We start from the raw sequence: 19,315 nt of genomic DNA, 5'->3' as shown, positions 1-19,315 counted from the left end.
ATGCAGCTGTGGGTGGCGCGCCTGTTCGGCACCGCCGCCTCGCAGATGATGCTCGTGGCCATCGGCTGGCACATGTACGAGCTGACCGGCAGCGCGTGGGACCTGGGGCTGGTCGGCCTGTACCAGTTCGTGCCTGCGCTGCTGCTCGCGCTGCTGGCCGGCCACGTGGTGGACCGGCACCACCGCGGCCGCATCGTGGCGGTGTGCTTCGCGGTGCAGGGCACCGTGGCGCTGGCGCTGCTGTTCGCGGTGCTGCACAAGAACGACACGCGCGGGCTGCTGCTCGGGCTGTCGCTGGTGCTCGGCGCGGTGCGCGCCTTCCAGATGCCGGCGCAGCAGGCGCTCACGCCGCTGCTGGTGCCGCCGCTGCTGCTGTCGCGCGCGATGGCGTTCAGCTCGGCCGGCATGCAGGGCGCGATCATCGGCGGCCCCGCGCTCGGCGGGCTGCTGTTCGTGGCGGGCATGGCGGTGGTGTACGGCGCGAGCGTGCTGTGCTTCGCAGTGGCCTGCGTGCTGGTGCTGCGGCTGCGCTACGACCACGCCCCGGCCGCGCGCGAGCCGGTCACGCTGGCCACGGTGTTCGCGGGCGTCAATTTCATCTGGAAGCGCAAGCCGGTGCTGGGCGCCGTGTCGCTTGACCTGTTCGCCGTGCTGCTGGGCGGCGCCGTGGCGCTGCTGCCGATCTATGCCAAGGACATCCTGCACACCGGCCCCTGGGGCCTGGGCCTGCTGCGCAGCGCACCGGCGGTGGGCGCACTGGTGATGTCGATCGCGCTCACGCGCCGGCCGGTCGAGCGCAACGTGGGGCGCACGCTGCTGCTGGCCGTGGGGGCGTTCGGGCTTTGCATGGTGGTGTTCGGGCTGTCGAAGAGCTTTCTCGTCTCGCTCATTGCGCTCGCGGTGTCGGGCGGGGCCGACATGGTCAACGTCGTGATCCGCCAGACGCTGGTGCAGCTGGAAACGCCCGACGCCATGCGCGGGCGGGTGAGCGCGGTCAACTCGATCTTCATCGGTGCGAGCAACCAGCTCGGCGAGTTCGAATCGGGCGCCACCGCGGCGCTGCTGGGGCCGGTCGGCTCGGTGGTGCTCGGCGGCGTGGGAACGATGCTGGTGGCGCTGACGTGGTTCCGCCTGTTCCCGTCGCTGGCGCAGCGCGACCGGCTGGTGGTGGCGGCGCCGGCTTCGGCGCGGCCCTGATCGTCAGTCGAAGAGGGCGCGCGCCTGCGGCACGTCGAGCGTGAGGTCGCTCTGCGCCACGGCCACGCACGGAAGAATCCAGCCGTCGATCTTTTCGTCGAAGCTCAGGCCCGGCCATTCGATGAGGTGGTGGCTCTCGCCTGAGAGGCGCTGGCAGATGCAGGTGCGGCAGGTGCCGTTGCGGCACGAACTGGGCAGCTCGATGCCGGCCGCCTCCGCCGCATGCAGCAGCGTGACGCCCGCCTCGGCCTCGAATTCGAGGCCCGACGGTTCGAGACGGACCTTCATCGCGTCGGAGGTTCTTGCTGCTGTTGCTGTTCGCGGCGTTGCTCGCGCAGCATGAAGAGGTACAGGCTCTCGACCTTGTCGCGTGCCCAGGGGGTCTTGCGCAGGAACTTGAGGCTGGAACCCACGCTGGGCTCGCTGATGAAGCAGCGGATCGGCACCAGGTGCCCCAGCTGCTCCCAGCCGTAGTAATCGGCCAGCGCGGTCACGATGGCCTCCAGCGTGAGGCCATGCAACGGGTTGCGCGGCTGCGCCGGCTTGGGGGCGGGCGCGGGGACGTCGGTCACTCGGTCACTTGTTCTTGAGCTTGCCGCGCGGAATCACCGCCGTGGTGACGGTGCGCACGGGCTCGATGCCGCCGGTGGGGGCCTTCGGCGGCGAGGTGTCCTTCTTCGGTTTCTTCGCTTCCTTGTTGGTGCGTTGCTGACCCTTGGCCATGTGCTTTCTCCAGTTGATACGTGCGGATGCGGGAGGAGTTTAGCGGTGCGGCGACAATAGCCGGTTCCACACGTTTTTCCGCTTTCATGTCCGATTACGAAGTTCGCCCCGCCACGATGCGCGACGCCAAGGCCGTCGCCGAAGTCCATGCCCTCTCTGCCAAGGCTGCCTACGAAGGCATCCTGTCCGAAGACGACCTGCGCGTGCTGGCCCCCGCCTCGCGCGAGGCCAAGTGGCGCGAGGCCATCGAGTTCAGCGAACCCCAGGTCCATGTGGTGACGCACGGCAGCGAGATCGTCGGTTTCGTGGGCTTCGACCGCTCGCGCGACCCCAAGACGCCGCCCACCACGGGCGAGATCTGGGCCATCTACGTCAAGCCCGAGCACTGGGGCAAGGGCGCCGGCGTGGCCCTCTGGGACGCCGCCCGCGAAGGCCTGGCCGAAGAAGGCTGCACCACGGTCACCATCTGGGTGCCGCTGCGCAACGACCGCGCCATGCGCTTCCACGAACTCGCCGGCTTCAAGCGCGAGATGAAGACCGCCAAGACCACGGCGCTCGGCACTGTCCGCGTCGAAGAAATCCGCCTGAAGCGGGCGGTGGACTGATCCACCCCCGGATGCCGCGTACGGTCTTCACCGGCGCGGCCATCGGCTGCGGATAAGCTCGCCGCTTCTTCCACAGCCTGACTTTCGCCCATGGCCACCAGCCTGCTCCTGCTGCTCGACGACATCGCCACCGTGCTCGATGACGTCTCCGTCCTCACCAAAGTTGCTGCCAAGAAGACCGCCGGGGTGCTCGGCGACGACCTCGCGCTGAACGCGCAGCAGGTCACCGGCGTGCGCACCGAGCGCGAGCTGCCGGTGGTGTGGGCCGTGTGCAAGGGCTCCCTCGTCAACAAGGCCATCCTGGTGCCGGCCGCACTGGCCATCGGCACCTGGCTGCCCTGGCTGGTGACGCCGCTGCTCATGGTGGGCGGTGCGTTCCTGTGCTTCGAGGGCGCCGAGAAGCTGGTCCACAAGTTCCTGCACAAGCAGGAGCACGAGGCCGACACCGCGCGTCACCAGAAGGCCGTGGCCGACACCACGGTCGACGTGGTCGCGGTCGAAAAAGACAAGATCAAGGGCGCGGTGCGCACCGACTTCATCCTCTCGGCGGAAATCATCGCCATCACGCTGGGCACCGTGCAGGGCCAGCCGTTCACGACGCAACTCAGCGTGCTGGTCGGCATTGCGCTGATCATGACGGTGGGCGTCTACGGCCTCGTGGCTGGCATCGTGAAGCTGGACGACGCGGGCCTGTACCTGAGCCAGCGCAGCAGCGCGGCGGCGCGCGCCCTGGGCCGCGGCATCCTGGCGGCGGCGCCCTGGCTCATGAAGGGCCTGTCGGTGGCCGGCACGGCCGCCATGTTCCTCGTGGGCGGCGGCATCCTGGTGCACGGCGTGCCGGCGTTCGGCCATGCGGTCGAAGACTGGGCCAAGGCCACGGGCGGCGTGTTCGGCACGCTGGGCTCGATGGGCGTCAACGCCGTCGTGGGCATCGTGGCCGGCGCCGTCGTGCTGGCCGTGGTGGAACTCGTCGGCAAGCTGCGCGGCAAGAAGGCGGCGGCGCACTGAGCGCCTGCTGACCTTGCGGCCGGGCCTCAGCGGTCCGGCTTGCCGCGCTGGAACAGGCCGACGCCGACCAGCGCCACCCCCAGCGCGAGCGCGAACCAGCCGACGAGGTACGCGCCGGCCACCATGTCGAACCAGCGCGTGCCCTGCAGGAAGCGCGGCCCCAGCAGCACGGCGACGCCGATCAGGAGGCAGAGGATGCCGCGCTCGATGGTGCGCAGCTGTCGTTGGGGGCGTCGGGCCATGGGGGTCTTTGCAAGGGAAAACGGAAGCGGCCATTGTCCCGCGCTGCGCGGGGAGGCCGGCAGTCGCCTCAAAACGTCGCGTGCGCGCATCGCTCGGCGCGCAAAAATGCTTCCAAACGTTGCAGAATCGCAGGCCATGCCACATCGCCACCTGCCCACCGGTTCCGCCTTCTTCCTCCCGCTCCGACGCGCCTGCGTGGGCGCCTCGCTGGCCCTGCTGGCCGCCACGGCCTTCGCGCAGCCGCTGCCCGACCCCGCCGGCTTTCCGCTGGACTCGGTCGGCTACCTCAACGAGGAGCTGCCGCGCATGGAAGCGGCCATCGCCGCGAAGGACCGCAGCTTCTTCCTCGGCGCGATGACGCGCATGGTGCAGTTTTCCGAGCGCTGGGGCTTCAAGGCCAAGGCCAACCCCGAGCTGGCCGCCTACCCGATGTGCACGGCGGCCGTCATGGACTACGCGGTGGTCGGCATGTGCCGGCTGAACCCCGCCGACGATGCCTGCGAGCCGGGCCTGGCGCCGCGTTTCGATGCGAACGTGAAGCGCTGCCGCGAGCTGGCCGCGCAAAAATAGGCCCCGGCCTTTCGTCCTTCCTCTCACCGAACGAAGTCCCCGCGCCATGGCCGTGCGTGCGGGGCGGAGACACACGCATGGACTACTCCCGCTACCAGACCCTCGCCCTCACGCGCCGCGGCGCGAACGGCGCGGTGCTCGACATCCAGATGCGCGCCGCCAACGGCAAGCTGCCCACGGCCGGCCATGACGGCCACCGCGAGCTGGCGGAGATCTGGCGCGACGTGGCGGCCGACGACACGGTGCGCTGCGCCGTGCTGCGCGGCGAGGGCATGGGCTTCTCGGGCGGCGGCGACCTGGGCATGGTGCAGGACATGACCACCGACGACACCGTGCGCCAGCGCGTGTGGAAGGAAGCGCGCGACCTGGTCTACAACATCATCAACTGCGACAAGCCCATCGTGAGCGCCATGCACGGCCCGGCCGTGGGCGCGGGGCTGGTGGCAGGGCTGCTGGCCGACATTTCCATTGCAAGCAAGAACGCGAAGATCGTCGACGGTCACACGCGCCTGGGCGTGGCGGCGGGCGACCATGCGGCCATCGTGTGGCCGCTGTTGTGCGGCATGGCCAAGGCCAAGTACCACCTGCTGCTGTGCGAGCCGGTGAGCGGCGAGGAGGCCGAGCGCATCGGCCTGGTGTCGCTGGCGGTGGAGGAGGCCGACCTGTTGCCGCGCGCCTACGAGATCGCCGACCGCCTCGCGGCCGGCAGCCAGAGCGCGATCCGCTTCACCAAGTACGCGCTGAACAACTGGCTGCGCCAGGCCGGGCCGACCTTCGACGCCTCGCTGGCGCTGGAGTTCATGGGCTTCGCGGGCGCCGACGTGCGCGAGGGCGTGGCCTCGCTGCGCGAGAAGCGCGCGCCGAACTTCGGCTGAGCCGACCTCCGCCGGGTCAGGCCTTGCTCAGCCCTTGCAAGGTCTGCAGCAGCACGACGCGCGTCTGGCCCAGCACCATGCCCTTCCACTCGTCGTTGTCGCAGTAGAACGCGTCGCGCAGGCGGCGGCGGATCTCGCGCTTCTGCGATTCGGGCGCCTCGGGATGGCGGCGCAGCCAGGTGTCGGCGCGCAGGCGGTCGAGCACTTCCAGGTCGGGCAGCGTGCCGAACTCCAGGCCCATGGGCGCGACGCGCGCGTTCGGGCATTCGTCGTACGCCGTCGAGATCACCGGGCCCGACACGTCGGCCGAGGCCGAGTCGCCCGCGAAGGGCGCGAACACGTCGGCGCCCCACCAGGCATGGGCCAGCGCGAGGTCTTCGGGCGTGTTCCGGCCCGGGTAGATCTTTTCGCCGTGGCCGTAGGGGCCCAGGCCCGTGTGCACGTCGATCCAGCCCAGGTGCGTGGCCGAGGCCGCATAGCCGCGCAGGATGGCGCGGATGGTGCGGTTGCTCCACGATGGCGCGGTGCCGCCGTAGAACAGGCCGTCGGGCGAGGTGTACTGGCCGCGCGTGACGGCCGCGCGGAAGGCGGTCATGCCGTGCGTGGCGATGTAGGCGGCCACCGCCGCGTCGTCGGCCGGCGTCGGCGGCCAGCTGGCGGGCAGCACCAGCGGCTCCACGTCGGCGTACTCGGCGTTCGCCGGCAGCGGCGCGCTGAAGTCGATGTGGTTGCGGTTCAGGTCGATGTTGTCTTCGTTGGTGCGGTGCAGGTGCGAGAAGCCGTGCGGGTTCACCGCGTGCACCAGCAGCAGCGCGACGCCCGCGCGTTCGAGGCGCGCGAGCAGGTCGGCGTCGTTCAGCGTGGCCACCTGCGCGCCCGAGCCGCAGAAGCCCTCGGGGCCGTGCGTGCCCGAGGTGACGAGCAGCACCTTTTTCGCGTCGGCCGCGCCGATCAGCGCGACGTCGGTGGCGAGTTCTTCGCCGAGCGCGCCGCGGTGCGTCGGGTGCACGAACGACTCGACGGTGGCGCCGCGCGCGGCGGCGGCCTCGAGGAACTTGGCGCGGGCTTCGACGTACGTGCCCGAGAAGTGGCGGGTGGCGGCGGTGGCAGGCTGGGACATGGCGGGAAGATTCCTGTGCATGAAGGCGGGAAGGAGGAAGACGGTATCAGGCCGGCGCGTGGGCGTTGGCGGCATTGATGTCGCGGCCCGTGTGGTCGCGCAGCCAGAGCAGGCCCAGCAGCGACACCAGCGTCATCCCCACCAGGTACCAGGCCGGCGCCAGCTTGCTGCCGGTGGCGTTGACCAGCCAGGTGCTGACGAAAGGCGCGAAGCCGCCGAAGAGCGCCACGCCGACGCTATAGACCAGCGACATGCCGCTGGCGCGCACGCGCTTGGGAAACATCTCCGGCAGCATCGTGATGCCCGGCACCGTCTGCACCACCAGGCCGATGCTCAGCACGCCGAGCACGGTGAACAGCACCCCAGGCGTGGGCGAGGCGTTGAGCCACAGGAAGCCCGGGTAGATCAGGACCGCCATCACGATGCGGCTCCACAGGATGAGCGTCTTGCGGCCCACGATGTCCGACCACTTGCCCACGAAGGGCGCGAGCGCGAACGACAGCAGGCCCGTGAGCGCCGCGCCGAACAGCGCCACCGAGGGCGTGAGGCCCAGCTCGCGCACCGCGTACGTCGGCATGTAGAAGGTGACCACGTAGGCCGCCGTGGTGCCGCCCACCAGCGCGAGGATGGCGGCCAGCACCGTCCTGCCGTGCTGCGTGCAGACGATCTTCAGGCTGCTCTCGCGCGGCGCCTTCGCGTCTTCGGGCGCGATGTGCAGCGACTCCTCCAGGTGGCGGCGGATGTACATGCCCACCGGCGCGATCAGCATGCCGAGCACGAAGGGCACGCGCCAGCCCCAGCTCTGCATGGCTTCGGCGGACAGCGAGATGGTCAGCACGCCGACCACCACGGCACCCATCAGCACGCCCAGGCCCTGGCTCGCGAACTGCCAGCTCGCCATGTAGCCGCGGTTGGCCGGCGTGGCGTGCTCCACCAGCAGCGTGGTGGATGCGCCCACCTCGCCGCCGGCCGAGAAGCCCTGGATCAGGCGCGCCAGCACGATCACGATCGGCGCCGCGACGCCGATACTCGCGTAGGTCGGCGTGAAGGCGATCAGCGCGCAGCCCAGCGCCATCAGGAAGATCGTGAGCGTCATGGCCTTCTTGCGGCCTGCGCGGTCGGCGTACGCGCCGATCACGATGCCGCCCAGCGGTCGCATGATGAAGCCGACGCCGAAGCTCGCCACCGTCAGCAGCAGCTGGCCGTAGGAACTGAAGGTGGGGAAGAACAGCTTGCCGATCACCAGCGCGAGAAAGCCGTAGACGGTGAAGTCGAAGAATTCCAGGCCGTTGCCGATGGTGGTGGCCACGATGGTCTGGCGCCGGCGGGCCGGCGACGAGGGCGATGTGGGCGAGGGCTGGGAAGCGGGGGTGTTCATGTGTCTCCTGTGTGTATCGGGGGCGCAGGCCGCGTGGGCCCGAACCGCGGCGGATGCTAGAGACTCGCCGCTGTCATGAAAAGACAATAATTGGGCGTCAACGATAACTTTTGGTTGTCAATCCAAAGATGAAACCCAATCAGTTGCATGCCTTCGTGGCCGTGGTCGAGCAGCTCAGCATCCGCGCCGCCGCGCGCGTGCTCGGCATTTCGCAGCCGGCCGTGACCAAGATCGTGCGCGAGCTGGAGCGCGAGGTCGGCGCGCCGCTGGTGGAGCGCAGCGTGAAAGGCGTGCGGCTCACGCAGTTCGGCCTGGCCTTCGCGCCGCGCGCGCGGCTGCTGCTGGCCGACATGGAACGCGCCCGCGACGAAATTGCGCAGATCCGCGACGGCGCCACCGGCTCCGTCTCGCTGGCCGTGAGCGCCTCGTTCGCGCTCACCGTGCTGCCCGCCGCCTTCAAGGACTTCCACACCCGCCTGCCGGCGGTCGACGTGCAGTTCAGCGAGGCCGTGCTGCCGTGGATGCTCGCGCGGCTGCGCGACGGGTATCTCGACTTCGCGGTGGCGCACATCGTGCCCGGCACGCTCGATCCGCAGTTCGAGGCGCTGGAGCTGTTCCCGGTGCAGCTGGTCGTCGGCCTGCGCGAGCGCCATCCGCTGCGCAACGCGCGCTCGCTGAACGACCTTTATGCCGCCGAATGGGTCCTGCCGGGCGACGACCACGGCGGAACCAACGCCGTGGCGCCGCTGTTCACCCCGCTCGGGCTGTCGCCGCCCACGCGCGTGCTGCAGGGCCACTCGGTCACCGTGGCGCTCGCGCTGGTGGGCCACATGGACCTGATCGGCCTCTTCGTCGAGCCGCTGGCCGGGCTGAGCTTCAAGCGCCACGGCATCCGGCGCGTCGATGTGTGCGAGACGCTGCCGGTGCTGAACGTGTGCGTGGTGCGCCGGCGCGGGCAACCGTCGACGCCGGCGGCGCAGCACTTCATCGAGTGCATCCAGCGGGCGTCGGCGGCGGCGATGAAGGTGTAGCGGAGGCGGGGCGGCTCAACTCCAGAGCAGCAGCACCACGAGAGCGATGCCGGCGTAGGCGGCCAGGTAGCCGACGCCTGTCAGTAGCAGCGCGAAGCCGACGAGGTAGATCATGCGTCGCCCCCAATCCGGCGCGCTCGGTACGCAACGCCAATAGATCAGCGCGGCCGCGAGGATCAGCACTCCCGCGAATAGACGGACGAAGAAGATCGCGATCTCGGGAGGAAAAAGGACCGACTGGTACAGCCAGATACCGAGGAATCCCGTCAGCGGGATCGAGGCCGCCCAAGCGAGCACGCCAAGTGCGAGGCGGCCCGCCGTTTTCATTGGGTGGCCTTCGTACAGCATTGATTTCGGCGCCGAATGCTCGTTGGCAGTCATGAATTTCCTCCCTGATTGGCGTTTCGAAATGGAACGCTCTGGAGGCGATGCTAGGGGCGCGAGCGCCAAAACACTGTTCTCAAATGAGGCTTCCGCTCATTCCCGTCAAGCCGCCGGGCCAAGCTTCCCTGGCCCCAGCTCAACGCCAGAACAACACCAGCGCCACGAAAAGCAGTTTGACGCCGAAGGCCACGAGGGCGCTGGCGACCACCATCAGCACCACGAAGGCGACGAAGTAGGCCACGCGTCGGCCCCAGTGCGGCACGCTCGGCACGGCATACCAGTAGAGCAGCGCGGCCGCGCCGAGGTTGATGGCCTGGACTGCATACATGGTGACGCGCGAGGCTTCGGGCGAGTCAAGGACCGACGGGCCCAGCCACATGCACAGAAGTCCCAGCAGCGGGACCACGGTGACCCAGGCGAGCACGCCGAGCGCCAGGCGTCCGGCCGTCTTCATCGCAGGGCCTCCCGTCTGGTCGATGTTTCACTGGCAGTCATGAATTCCTCCTTGATGGCGTTTCGACATGGAACGCTCTGGCGTCCGATCCTATCGGCAGGGTCCGGCAACTGTTGTTAAATGAGAACTCCTCTCATCCATAATCCCTCCCGCTTCCGCACGCCGGAAGCGTCACCAGGCCGCCGGGAGGCGCGCCGCCAGAAGAACATCCAAGGGATCTGAATGAAGAGAGTTTGTGTGGGCCTCGCGCTCGCCGCCGTACAGGCAGCGCAGGCGCAATCCGTGCCTGCGTCCGCTGCCCCCGAATCGCGGGCAAGCGAGTTGAGCACCGTCAACGTCGAGGCCTCGCGCGCCAACGGCTTCCTGGCCGAGACGGTCGAGGCGGGCACGTTCCGGGGCGCGTCCGTGATGGACGTGCCGGCCACGGTCAACACCGTGACGCGCGAGGTGATCGAGCTGCAGGGCGCGGCGGGCGTGTACGACGTGCTGCGCAACACGGCCGGCGTGACGCGCCAGCAGAACGGCGGCGACACCTTCGACCAGCTCGTCATCCGCGGCATCGCCGTGGAGAACCGCACCAACTACCGCCTCAACGGCGCGCTCGCGATCCCCAACGTGTCGGAAATTCCGATGGAGAACAAGGAGCGCGTCGAGGTGCTCAAGGGCGCGTCGGCGCTGTACTACGGCTTCACCACGCCGGCGGGGGTGATCAACTTCGTCACCAAGCGCGCGGGGCGCACGCCCGTGACCACGCTCGGGATGAGCGTCGACAACCAGGGCGGGCTGCAGGGCCAGGTCGACATCGGCCGCCAGTTCGGCGAGAACGACCAGTTCGGGCTGCGCCTGAACGCGGCTGGCGGCTCACTGGGCTCGACGATCGACGGCGTGGACGGCAAGCGCAGCTTCGTCTCGGCCGCGCTCGACTGGCGCGTGAACCGGCGGCTCACGCTGAAGGCCGACATCGAGCACTACCGCAAGCGCATCACCGAGCAGGCCGGCATCGCACGGCTCGCGGCCGTGAACGGCGTCATCGCGCTGCCGGCGCTGCCCGATCCGCACAAGCTGATCGCGCCGCCCTGGGCCGTGTTCGAAGCCGAGGTCACCAACACGCAACTGCGCGCCGACTACGCCTTGAGCGACAACTGGGCGCTCAGCGTGGAAGCCGGCCATTCCGAGGCCGAGCGCGACCGGCGCCTGGCGCAGTTCGGCACCTACAACGTGCGCACCGGCCTGGGCCGTCTCACGGGCAACGTGCAGCACCTCGAGCAGCGTTCCGACCTGCTGCGTGCCGAGCTGTTCGGCGCCTTCGCCACCGGCGCGCTGCAGCATGAGCTGACGCTCGGCGCGGCGCGCAGCGACAAGACGCAGGCGCCCGTGTTCCAGCGCAACTACGGCGGTGCGACCACGCTGCAGAACCTCTACAACCCGGTGCCCATCGGCGCGCTGGCGCTGAGCGCGATGCCGTCGCGGCCCACCTCGGGCGCGCAGGACAGCGAGGAGCTCGGCCTGTACGCGCTCGACCGCATCACCTTCTCGCCGCAGTGGCAGCTGGTGGCCGGCCTGCGCCACACGCGCTACCAGAGCTGGCAAGGCGCGAGCGCCACGCTGCCGGCCCTGGACTACAGCGTGCGCAAGACCACGCCGCTGGCGGCGCTGAGCTACAAGTTCACGCCCGACCTCATGGCCTACGTGTCGTACTCGCAGGGCGTGGAAGAGGGCGAGGTGGCGCCCGCCGGCACCGCCAACCAGAACACGCGCATGCCGCCCGGCCTGAGCCGGCAGAAGGAAATCGGCCTGCGCTGGCTGACCGGCAGCGGCACGCTGCTGTCGGGTGCGCTGTTCGACATCGAGCGGCCCGGCGCCTACACCGACAGCGCCAACACCTTCGTGGCCAGCGGGCGCCAGCGCTACCGCGGCCTCGAGGTGTCGGCGCAGGGGCGGCTCACGCCCGCGCTGGTGTGGCAGCTCTCGGGCCAGTGGCTCGATGCCGAGTTCCGCCGCATCAACGCGCAGTACGACGGCAAGCGGCCCGAGAACACGTCGCGCACCACGGCGAGCGCCTTCCTCTCGTACGACATCGCGGCGGTGCCGGGGCTGTCGGTCAACGGTGGGGCGTACTTCACGGGGCGCCGTCCTGTCGACGACCTGAACCAGGGCTTCATCGGCGGTGCGACGGTCTTCGGTCTCGGCGCGCGCTACGTGGCGCAGCTCATGGGCAAGCGCACGACCTTCCAGCTGAACGTCGACAACGTGGGCGACAAGCGCTACTGGTCGGCGGCCGGCACGCGGCTGGCGGTCGGCACGCCGCGTACGATCAAGGCCCTGGTCAAGATCGATCTTTGAACCCGCGCGCCCCGCCTTGGCGGGGCTTCCTGTTTCTCGTTTTCTTCTGTTTTTCATGGCTTTGCTGCGACGCGTCTGGTTCCAGATCCATTGGTTCATCGGCATCACGGCGGGCAGCGTGCTGGTCGTCATCGGCCTGAGCGGGGCGATGCTGTCGTTCCGCGCCGAGATCACCGACCTGCTGAACCCGATCCCGGCGGCCTCGGCCGCGCCCGCACTGGCACCGCCTGCGCTCGTTGCGCGCGTGCAGGCCGAGATGCCCGGGCGGCGCATCGCGACCGTCGCCGTGTCGACCGAGCCCGGGCGCGCCGCGCGCATCGGGTTCGCGCCGCCGCCGGGCGAGCGGCGCGGCGAGACGCGCTTCGCCGATCCCGCCACCGGCGCGCTGCTGCCCGATCCGGTGGGCGAGCACTTCTTCGAGTTCGTCGAGGAGCTGCACCGCTGGCTGCTGCTGCCGCGCGACGACGGCAAGCCCATCACCGGCTCGCTGGCCGGCCTGTTGCTGCTGCTGGCGCTGTCGGGCCTGTACCTGCGCTGGCCACGCCGGCCCTTCGCGTGGCGCCAGTGGCTGCGCATCGACTTCGCGCTGCGCGGCCGTGCCTTCCTGTGGAACCTGCATGCGGTGGTCGGCACCGTCGCGCTGCTGGCCTACGTGGTGTCGACCACCACCGGCATGTACTGGGCCTTCGACGGCTTGCGCAAGGCGGTCGACGGCGCGGTCGGCGAGGGCCGCGTGGTGCGCGCCGAACGCGCGCCGGCCGATGCCCCGGTGACGCTCGACCTGGCGCGCGTCTGGCAGGCCTTCGTCGACACCACGGGCGGCGACTGGACCCAGGTGACGCTGCGGCTGCCCGCGCGCAACGGCACACAGGTGGAGGCCGTCTACCTGCGCATGCATGCCGAGCACGAGCGCGCGCGCAACCGCCTGTACCTGCAGGCCGCGACCGGCGAGACGCTGCGCCACGAACGCTATGCCGACAAGCCGCCCCTGGGCCGCTTCGTGAACAGCATCTACCCGCTGCACATGGGCACCTACTGGGGCCTGCCGGGGCGCATCGTGATGATGCTCACGAGCCTGGGGCTGGCGCTGTTCGCGATCAGCGGCTGGATGATGTACCTCGGCCGCCGCCGCACCGCGAAGGCCGTGCGCGCCGAGCGCGCGCGGCTCGATGCGGCCGCCGTGCCCGCCACGGCGGGCGATGCGGGCCAGGTGCTGGTCGCCTTCGCGAGCCAGACCGGCCATGCCGAGCGCCTCGCGCTGCAGACGGCCGGCGCGTTGCAGGCCGCCGGCGTCGCGGCGGTGGTGCGGCCTGTGTCCGCGCTGAGTGCCGATGCGCTGCTGCATTTCCGCCAGGTGCTGTGGGTGGCCAGCAGCTTCGGCGAGGGTGAGCCGCCCGACAGCGCGCGTGCCTTCGCCCGTGCGTTCGCGCGGCAGAGCGGCCCGGGCTTGCGCCATCTGCGCTACGGCCTGCTCGCGCTGGGCGACCGTCACTACGCGACCTTCTGCGGCTTCGGCCGCAAGCTCGACCACGACCTGCACAACCAGGGTGCGCAGCCGCTGTTCCCCATGATCGAGGTGGACGGCGAAGACCCGGCAGCGCTCGCGCGTTGGCACGACGCGTTGAGCGAGACCTTCGGGGTGCGCGATGCCGCGTGGCCCGTGTCGACCGCGCCGGCTTTGGAAGCCTGGCGGCTCGACGGCCGGCGGCTGCTCAATGCGGGCAGCCAGGGCGATCCGCTGTTCGAAATCGAGCTGCGGCGCGTCGATGGCAGTGGCGCGATGGACTGGGTGCCCGGCGCACTGGTCGAGATCGTGCCGCGCCAGATGCACGACGACGGCGCCCCGGCGCCCGCGCCGCGCAGCTATTCGGTCGCGTCGATTCCGTCCGACGGCGCCATCCAGCTGCTGGTGCGCCAGGCACGGCACGACAACGGCCTGGGCGTGGCCTCGGGGTGGCTCACGGTCGGCGCGCCGATGGGCACGGAACTCGCGCTGCGCCTCGTCGCCAACCCCGGCTTCGCGCTGCCCGACGACGCGCGGCCCTGCATCTTCATCGGCAACGGCTCGGGCTTTGCGGGCCTGCGCGCACTGCTGCGCGAGCGTGCACGCCGCGGGCACGGCCGCAACTGGCTGGTGTTCGGCGAGCGGCAGGCGACGCACGACGGCTTCGGCGCGGACGAGGTCGCGGCATGGCAGGCCGGTGGTCTGGTCGCGCGTGCGGACTTCGTCTACTCGCGCGACCAGGCGCAGCGCGTGTATGTGCAGGACCGCCTGCGCGAGGCTGGCGAGGCGCTGAAGCAGTGGGTGGACGAAGAGGGCGCGATCGTCTTCGTGTGCGGCAGCCTCGAAGGCATGGCGCCGGGCGTGGATGCGGCGCTCACCGAGGTGCTGGGCGAGAGCGGCATGGACGCGCTCATCGCCGAAGGCCGTTACCGCCGCGACGTCTACTGATCAGGCGGGCGGAAAGCTCACGCCCGGTTCGCCCGCCTGCCACGGCGCGTACTTGGTCATGATGCGCGCGAACATGTCCGATGCGGTCCAGCCCGCGAGCCAGGCCTGCAGGCGCGGCCAGGGCTGCGTGTCGAACCACGCCGCATCGACCATCGCGAACTGGCGCACGAAGGGCATGAGCGCCGCATCGGCCAGCGTGGCGTGGGCACCGGCCAGTTGCGCCGACATCGCGAGCCGGTCTTCGAGCCCTTGCAGGAAGCGCGCGCCCTCGTCGCGCGCCGAGTCTTCCGACGCGGGGTAACGCGCCGGGTACTTGTAGCGGTCGAGCAGCGGCTTGAAGCCGTTGTCGCAGGCGGCGATCAGTGCGAGCAGGTCGTCGAGCGTGCCGCGCTCCGGCGCCAGCCAGCGCAGCGGGTCGTGGCGGCGCAGCGCCCACAGCATCACGTCCAGGCTTTGTTCCAGCACAGCCGCGCCGCCGTCGAGCACCAGCACGGGCACCGTGCCCTTGGGCGAGGCCGAGAGCATCTCGGCGGGCTTTCGCTTCAGCTCGATCTCGCGCAACTCGCAGTGCTGCCCGCTCGCCACCAGCGCGAGCCGGGCCCGCATCGCATACGGACAGCGGCGGAACGAATAGAGCACGGGGAGGGCGAAATCGGGCATGCGAACGACAGGTGAACAAGCGGAGCCGGCCGATTGTCGGCCCGTATCTGCCGGGTCGCGCGGCGGCGGGTTTTTCCTCACAATCGACCGCCATGGGCGAACGTCTTTTCCTCCGGCTCCACGACGACCCGCTGCACGGGCCGGAGTCTGGCGTGCCCGACGGCACGCTGCAGGTGCTGCCGATCGCACCGGCCCTGCGGTCGCATGTCTCGCACCTGCTGATGTACCGCGAGACCTTCGCGCCCGGCCACGAGGTGCGCGAGCGCGTGCTGCCCGACGGCGCGATCCGGCTGGTCTTCAACTTCGGCGATGCGCCCTCGGCCGATGACGCGCCGGGACAGGCGGTCGAAGCCATCGGCGCTTTCGCCGCACCCGCCGTGGTGCGGATGCGCGACACGGTGGAGGGCTTGTCGGTGGCGCTGCGCCCCGGAGCGGCGGCGGCGTTGCTCGGCGTGCCAGCCGGCGAGATCGCAGGCCGCGCGGTGCACCTCGACGAACTCTGGGGCGGCGAAGGCACGACGCTGCTCGCACGCATGGCCGAAGCGCACGGCGATGTCGCACGCGCGCAACTGCTGCAGCAGGCCCTGATGAAGCGCCTGCAGAAAGCCGGGGACGGCACGCCACCGGCCGCCGCCATGCACGCCGCGCGGCTCATCGCCGCTGCCGACGGGCGCCAGGCATTGCGCGAGGTGGCGCAGGCGGTCGGCGTGGGCGAGCGCCGGCTGCAGCAGCTCTTTCATGCGCACGTCGGGCTGTCGCCGCGCGCCTGGGGTCGGCTCGCGCGGCTGCATGCCTGCCTGCGCGCATTGCGCCTGCACAGCGCGCCGGCCTGGGCCGACATGGCGCTGGACCACGGGTTCTACGACCAGTCGCACCTCGTCAACGAGTTTCGCGCCCTGTGCGGCGTGACGCCCACCGAGTTCCTCGGGCGCCGGGTTTCGGTTTCTTCCAAGACGGCGCGCTGAGGCCGGCCTATCGTGGCCGCTTGTCCTGCCCAAGGACCCTCACCGAACGAAGGAGCAACGACACATGACAGCAGCCCCCTCCACCCCTGACGCCGCGCACCGTCCGCTGGCGGGCCGCGTGGCCGTGGTGACCGGCGCCAGCCGCGGCGCGGGCCGCGGCATCGCGCAGGAACTGGGCGCGGCCGGCGCCACCGTGTACGTGACCGGGCGCAGCACCCGCGCGCGGCCGGCCGACAGCTATGGGCAGCTGCTCGCCCTGTCCGAACTGGCCGCCTTGCCCGGCACCATCGACGACACCGCCGACGAGGTCACGCAATTCGGCGGGCACGGCATTGCCGTGGCCTGCGACCACACGAAGGAAGACGACGTGGCGGCGCTGTTCGCGCGCGTCGAGCGCGAGCAGGGCCGGCTCGACCTGCTCGTGAACAACGCCTGGGGCGGCCACGAAAGCTTCACGGGCATCTTCGAGGCGCCGTTCTGGGAGCACCCGCTCGCCAACTGGGACTCGATGTTCGACCGCGGCGTGCGCAACCACCTCGTGGCCAGTCGCTGCGCCGCGCCGGGAATGGTGCGCCGCAAGCAGGGCCTGATCGTCACCACCACTTTCTGGGACCGTGGCCACTACCTGCGCGGCAACCTGTTCTACGACCTCGCCAAGGCCTCGATGACGCGGCTGGCCTTCGGCATCGCGCAGGAACTGCAGCCGCACGGCGTGGCCTCGGTGGCGGTGTCGCCGGGCTGGATGCGCACCGAGTTCGTGCTCGCGGGCCACAAGACCGACGAGGCGCACTGGCAGGAGCGCCCCGCGCTGGCGCGCACCGAATCGCCGCGCTACCTGGGCCGCGCCGTGGCCGCGCTGGCGGGCGATGCGCAGGTGCTCGACAAGACCGGCCAGGTGCTGCGCGTGGCCGACCTCGCGCGTGCCTACGGCTTCACGGACATCGACGGGCGGCAGGTCGAAGCGTTCGAGATGTAGCGTCAGCCGAGTTCGCGCACGTCGATGCGAAAGCGCAGCTCGGGCGCGCCCCCGAGCCCGGGCTCGGTGATGAACTCCTCGACCAGCACGCCGCCGTTGGCGCGGATCACGCGCTGCGAGGCGAGGTTGTCGGGGCTGGTCGTGATCTCGACGTGGTCCAGGCCGATGCCGCGCGCATCGGGCAGCAGCGCGCGCAGCGCGGCGGTGGCATAGCCCCGGCCGCTTTTCCACGGCACCACGCCGTAGCCGATGTGGCCCAGGCAGTACGAAGGCAGGGCGTTGGTGCCCGGTTGCCAGCGCAGCTGGATACTGCCGCAGAACTCGCCGTCCCACAGCCAGCGCCGGTAGCCTGGCAGCCGCGGCACGGTGCCACCGGTGGGCAGCGCGATGGGCGGGCCCTTGGCCTCGCGGTCGACCAGGCCGGCGAGAAAGCCGTCGGGGTCGGTGCGGATCAGCGCCAGCTCTTCGCGGCCGGCTTCGGCCCGCAGGTTGTTGGGCGACCAGCCGCGCTCCAGGGCCGCGATGTAGCCGGGCAAATGTTCGGGCGACGGCCAGACGAGTTGCAGTGCGGAAAGGGACATGGGAAACGGTCCTTGTTTTTTGATCAGTACGAGCGCAGGGCGATGCCCCAGCGCCCCTCGGCCTGCACGACGATCCAGAGGTTGGCGTGCGTGCTGAGCACCGCGCCGGCCGCATCACGCCGCGTGTAGTGCACGACGAAGTGCACCTTGTCGTGGCTCACGAGCACAGGTTCCTTTTTCTCGTACTGTGTGGAGGCCCAGCCGCTGGCCTTGAGCGTGTCGAAGAAATCGGCCGGGTGCTGGCCGGGCGCGGGCCAGTCGAGCCGCTGCGCGCCCGAAAGCATCGTGTGCGGAAAGTGCAGCTCGGCGTCCATGCCGCGCGTGTCCGAGGCGTTGAACGCGGCCGTGAAACGGTCGAGGCAGGCCGACGCGGCGGCGACGACGGCCGCGTGCGGCGCGTCGGAGGGCGGCGGGGCGACGAAGGCAGAGAAATCGGTCATGTGCCGGATGGTAGGCGAGCGCGCGTCCGTCGATCACGTTCGAATGAAATGCAACTGAGTTGCGTTAATCCATATAATGCAATTCTGTTGCAACTATGGAGCCTGCCCTCATGGCCGATCGCCTTCCCGTCACCGTGCTGTCCGGCTTCCTGGGCGCCGGCAAGACCACGCTGCTCAACCACATCCTGCACAACCGCGAGGGCCGCCGCGTGGCGGTGATCGTCAATGACATGAGCGAGGTCAACATCGACGCGGCGCTGGTGCGCGAGGGCGGTGCTGCGTTGTCGCGCACCGACGAGAAGCTGGTCGAGATGAGCAACGGCTGCATCTGCTGCACGCTGCGCGAAGACCTGCTGATCGAGGTGAAGCGGCTCGCCAAGGAAGGGCGCTTCGACCAGCTCGTGATCGAGTCGACCGGCATCTCCGAGCCGCTGCCCGTGGCCGAGACCTTCACCTTCGCGGGCGAGGACGGCCAGAGCCTGGCCGACGTGGCGCGGCTGGACACCATGGTCACGGTGGTCGATGCCTTCAACTTCCTGCGCGACTACGGCTCGGCCGACAGCCTGGGCCAGCGCGGCCAGTCGCTCGGCGACGAAGACACGCGCACGGTGGTCGACCTGCTGATCGAGCAGATCGAGTTCTGCGACGTGCTCGTGGTCAACAAGACCGACCTCGTGACGGCGCAGGAGCGCGAGCGGTTGATGGCGATCCTGCGCAGCCTCAACCCGCGTGCGCGCATCGAGGAATCGGAGTTTGGCCGCGTCGCGCTCGACCGCGTGCTCGACACGGGCCTGTTCGATTTCGAGCAGGCCGAGCAGGCGCCGGGCTGGCTGGCCGAGCTGCGCGGCGAGCATGTGCCCGAGAGCGAGGCCTACGGCATCCGCAGCTTCGTCTACCGCTCGCGCCTGCCGTTCCATCCGCAGCGCTTCTGGGACCTGGTGCAGAGCGAGTGGGAGGGCGTGGTGCGCTCCAAGGGCTTCTTCTGGCTCGCGAGCCGGCCGACCCGCGCGGGTGCATGGTCGCAGGCCGGTGGTGCCTGCCGCTACGGCGTGGCGGGCCTGTGGTGGGCGGCCGTGCCGCGCGAGCACTGGCCGACCGACCCCGACGGGCTCGAACTCATCCGCAAGAACTGGGACGACGCCACCGGCGACGCGCGCCAGGAGCTGGTGCTGATCGGCATCGGCATGGACGAAGCCGCGCTGCGCGCACGGCTCGATGCCTGCCTGCTCACGCCCAACGAGATGCGCTTCGGCCCCTCGTGGTGGCAGAACCTGCCCGATCCGTTTCCGTCGTGGAACGTGTGAGCGCGC

General features: G+C 70.2%; 22 protein-coding genes. 11 read left to right on the top strand and 11 right to left on the bottom strand.

Going from position 1 to position 19,315, the window contains the following annotated elements; translation table 11 throughout:
- Positions 1-1,197, top strand: coding sequence for an MFS transporter (locus tag ACAM42_RS23625; protein WP_369632800.1), 1,197 nt, complete (start codon positions 1-3; stop codon positions 1,195-1,197).
- A gap of 3 nt (positions 1,198-1,200) precedes the next feature.
- On the opposite strand, the gene ACAM42_RS23620 is transcribed toward ACAM42_RS23625, so the two are convergent.
- The 3 genes from ACAM42_RS23620 to ACAM42_RS23610 are packed head-to-tail and all read right to left on the bottom strand — an operon-like array spanning position 1,201 to position 1,920.
- A complete protein-coding gene (locus ACAM42_RS23620; protein WP_369629603.1) occupies positions 1,201-1,485 on the bottom strand; it encodes a 2Fe-2S iron-sulfur cluster-binding protein in 285 nt (94 codons plus the stop codon).
- Positions 1,482-1,769 carry a VF530 family DNA-binding protein gene (locus ACAM42_RS23615; protein WP_369629602.1) on the bottom strand — a complete coding sequence of 96 codons (288 nt, stop codon included), beginning with the start codon at positions 1,767-1,769 and terminating at the stop codon, positions 1,482-1,484. The genes ACAM42_RS23620 and ACAM42_RS23615 overlap by 4 nt, the downstream gene beginning before the upstream one ends.
- 4 nt (positions 1,770-1,773) lie before the next feature.
- Positions 1,774-1,920 carry a hypothetical protein gene (locus tag ACAM42_RS23610; RefSeq protein WP_167395057.1) on the bottom strand — a complete coding sequence of 49 codons (147 nt, stop codon included), beginning with the start codon at positions 1,918-1,920 and terminating at the stop codon, positions 1,774-1,776.
- An 86-nt stretch (positions 1,921-2,006) separates the two neighbouring features.
- Here ACAM42_RS23610 and ACAM42_RS23605 point away from each other — a divergent pair, with 86 nt between their 5' ends.
- Together ACAM42_RS23605 and ACAM42_RS23600 are read left to right on the top strand one after the other, a co-directional pair.
- Positions 2,007-2,525 carry a GNAT family N-acetyltransferase gene (locus tag ACAM42_RS23605; RefSeq protein WP_062477596.1) on the top strand — a complete coding sequence of 173 codons (519 nt, stop codon included), beginning with the start codon at positions 2,007-2,009 and terminating at the stop codon, positions 2,523-2,525.
- 90 nt (positions 2,526-2,615) lie between these two features.
- Positions 2,616-3,533, top strand: coding sequence for a DUF808 domain-containing protein (locus ACAM42_RS23600; RefSeq protein WP_070062547.1), 918 nt, complete (start codon positions 2,616-2,618; stop codon positions 3,531-3,533).
- Between the two features lie 26 nt (positions 3,534-3,559).
- On the opposite strand, the gene ACAM42_RS23595 is transcribed toward ACAM42_RS23600, so the two are convergent.
- Positions 3,560-3,775: a hypothetical protein gene (locus ACAM42_RS23595; protein ID WP_095948954.1), complete on the bottom strand. Its 216-nt coding sequence runs from the start codon at positions 3,773-3,775 to the stop codon at positions 3,560-3,562.
- 136 nt (positions 3,776-3,911) lie between these two features.
- On the opposite strand from ACAM42_RS23595, the gene ACAM42_RS23590 reads away from it, so the two are divergent.
- Entirely contained in the window at positions 3,912-4,346 is a 435-nt protein-coding gene (locus ACAM42_RS23590) for a hypothetical protein (RefSeq protein ID WP_369629601.1), read from the top strand.
- Positions 4,347-4,423: 77 nt separating this feature from the next.
- Positions 4,424-5,221 (top strand): enoyl-CoA hydratase/isomerase family protein, encoded by a 798-nt coding sequence (locus tag ACAM42_RS23585; protein ID WP_369629600.1) that lies wholly within the window; start codon positions 4,424-4,426, stop codon positions 5,219-5,221.
- 16 nt (positions 5,222-5,237) lie between these two features.
- Here ACAM42_RS23585 and ACAM42_RS23580 read toward each other — a convergent pair whose 3' ends face one another.
- Both ACAM42_RS23580 and ACAM42_RS23575 read right to left on the bottom strand, forming a co-directional pair.
- Positions 5,238-6,341 carry a M14 family metallopeptidase gene (locus tag ACAM42_RS23580; RefSeq protein ID WP_369629599.1) on the bottom strand — a complete coding sequence of 368 codons (1,104 nt, stop codon included), beginning with the start codon at positions 6,339-6,341 and terminating at the stop codon, positions 5,238-5,240.
- 46 nt (positions 6,342-6,387) lie between these two features.
- Positions 6,388-7,719, bottom strand: a complete 1,332-nt coding sequence (locus ACAM42_RS23575; protein ID WP_369629598.1) for an MFS transporter — start codon at positions 7,717-7,719, stop codon at positions 6,388-6,390.
- 128 nt (positions 7,720-7,847) lie between these two features.
- On the opposite strand from ACAM42_RS23575, the gene ACAM42_RS23570 reads away from it, so the two are divergent.
- Positions 7,848-8,750: a LysR family transcriptional regulator gene (locus ACAM42_RS23570; RefSeq protein ID WP_369629597.1), complete on the top strand. Its 903-nt coding sequence runs from the start codon at positions 7,848-7,850 to the stop codon at positions 8,748-8,750.
- Positions 8,751-8,765: 15 nt separating this feature from the next.
- Here ACAM42_RS23570 and ACAM42_RS23565 read toward each other — a convergent pair whose 3' ends face one another.
- Both ACAM42_RS23565 and ACAM42_RS23560 read right to left on the bottom strand, forming a co-directional pair.
- Positions 8,766-9,131, bottom strand: coding sequence for a hypothetical protein (locus tag ACAM42_RS23565; protein WP_157755147.1), 366 nt, complete (start codon positions 9,129-9,131; stop codon positions 8,766-8,768).
- Positions 9,132-9,270: 139 nt separating this feature from the next.
- Complete coding sequence (locus ACAM42_RS23560; protein WP_070062553.1) at positions 9,271-9,588, bottom strand: hypothetical protein; 318 nt, start codon at positions 9,586-9,588, stop codon at positions 9,271-9,273.
- Positions 9,589-9,810: 222 nt separating this feature from the next.
- On the opposite strand from ACAM42_RS23560, the gene ACAM42_RS23555 reads away from it, so the two are divergent.
- Both ACAM42_RS23555 and ACAM42_RS23550 read left to right on the top strand, forming a co-directional pair.
- Positions 9,811-11,931: a TonB-dependent siderophore receptor gene (locus ACAM42_RS23555; protein ID WP_369629596.1), complete on the top strand. Its 2,121-nt coding sequence runs from the start codon at positions 9,811-9,813 to the stop codon at positions 11,929-11,931.
- Positions 11,932-11,986: 55 nt separating this feature from the next.
- A complete protein-coding gene (locus ACAM42_RS23550; protein WP_369629595.1) occupies positions 11,987-14,383 on the top strand; it encodes a PepSY domain-containing protein in 2,397 nt (798 codons plus the stop codon).
- Here ACAM42_RS23550 and ACAM42_RS23545 read toward each other — a convergent pair whose 3' ends face one another.
- Positions 14,384-15,043, bottom strand: a complete 660-nt coding sequence (locus tag ACAM42_RS23545) for a glutathione S-transferase (RefSeq protein ID WP_369629594.1) — start codon at positions 15,041-15,043, stop codon at positions 14,384-14,386.
- Positions 15,044-15,135: 92 nt separating this feature from the next.
- On the opposite strand from ACAM42_RS23545, the gene ACAM42_RS23540 reads away from it, so the two are divergent.
- Together ACAM42_RS23540 and ACAM42_RS23535 are read left to right on the top strand one after the other, a co-directional pair.
- Positions 15,136-16,008, top strand: coding sequence for a helix-turn-helix domain-containing protein (locus ACAM42_RS23540; RefSeq protein ID WP_369629593.1), 873 nt, complete (start codon positions 15,136-15,138; stop codon positions 16,006-16,008).
- A 64-nt stretch (positions 16,009-16,072) separates the two neighbouring features.
- Positions 16,073-16,984: an SDR family oxidoreductase gene (locus tag ACAM42_RS23535; RefSeq protein ID WP_369629592.1), complete on the top strand. Its 912-nt coding sequence runs from the start codon at positions 16,073-16,075 to the stop codon at positions 16,982-16,984.
- Positions 16,985-16,986: 2 nt separating this feature from the next.
- On the opposite strand, the gene ACAM42_RS23530 is transcribed toward ACAM42_RS23535, so the two are convergent.
- Positions 16,987-17,565, bottom strand: a complete 579-nt coding sequence (locus ACAM42_RS23530; RefSeq protein WP_369629591.1) for a GNAT family N-acetyltransferase — start codon at positions 17,563-17,565, stop codon at positions 16,987-16,989.
- 23 nt (positions 17,566-17,588) lie between these two features.
- A complete protein-coding gene (locus ACAM42_RS23525; RefSeq protein ID WP_369629590.1) occupies positions 17,589-18,005 on the bottom strand; it encodes a hypothetical protein in 417 nt (138 codons plus the stop codon).
- A 110-nt stretch (positions 18,006-18,115) separates the two neighbouring features.
- Here ACAM42_RS23525 and zigA point away from each other — a divergent pair, with 110 nt between their 5' ends.
- Entirely contained in the window at positions 18,116-19,309 is a 1,194-nt protein-coding gene (gene zigA, locus ACAM42_RS23520) for a zinc metallochaperone GTPase ZigA (protein ID WP_369629589.1), read from the top strand.
- The last annotated feature ends 6 nt before the right edge of the window (positions 19,310-19,315 follow it).

The organism is Variovorax sp. V35 (assembly GCF_041154465.1).
In the GTDB taxonomy this organism is placed as follows: domain Bacteria; phylum Pseudomonadota; class Gammaproteobacteria; order Burkholderiales; family Burkholderiaceae_C; genus Variovorax; species Variovorax boronicumulans.
The sequence above is the reverse complement of the archived record's forward strand: the minus strand, read 5'-3'. Positions and strand labels throughout refer to the sequence as shown.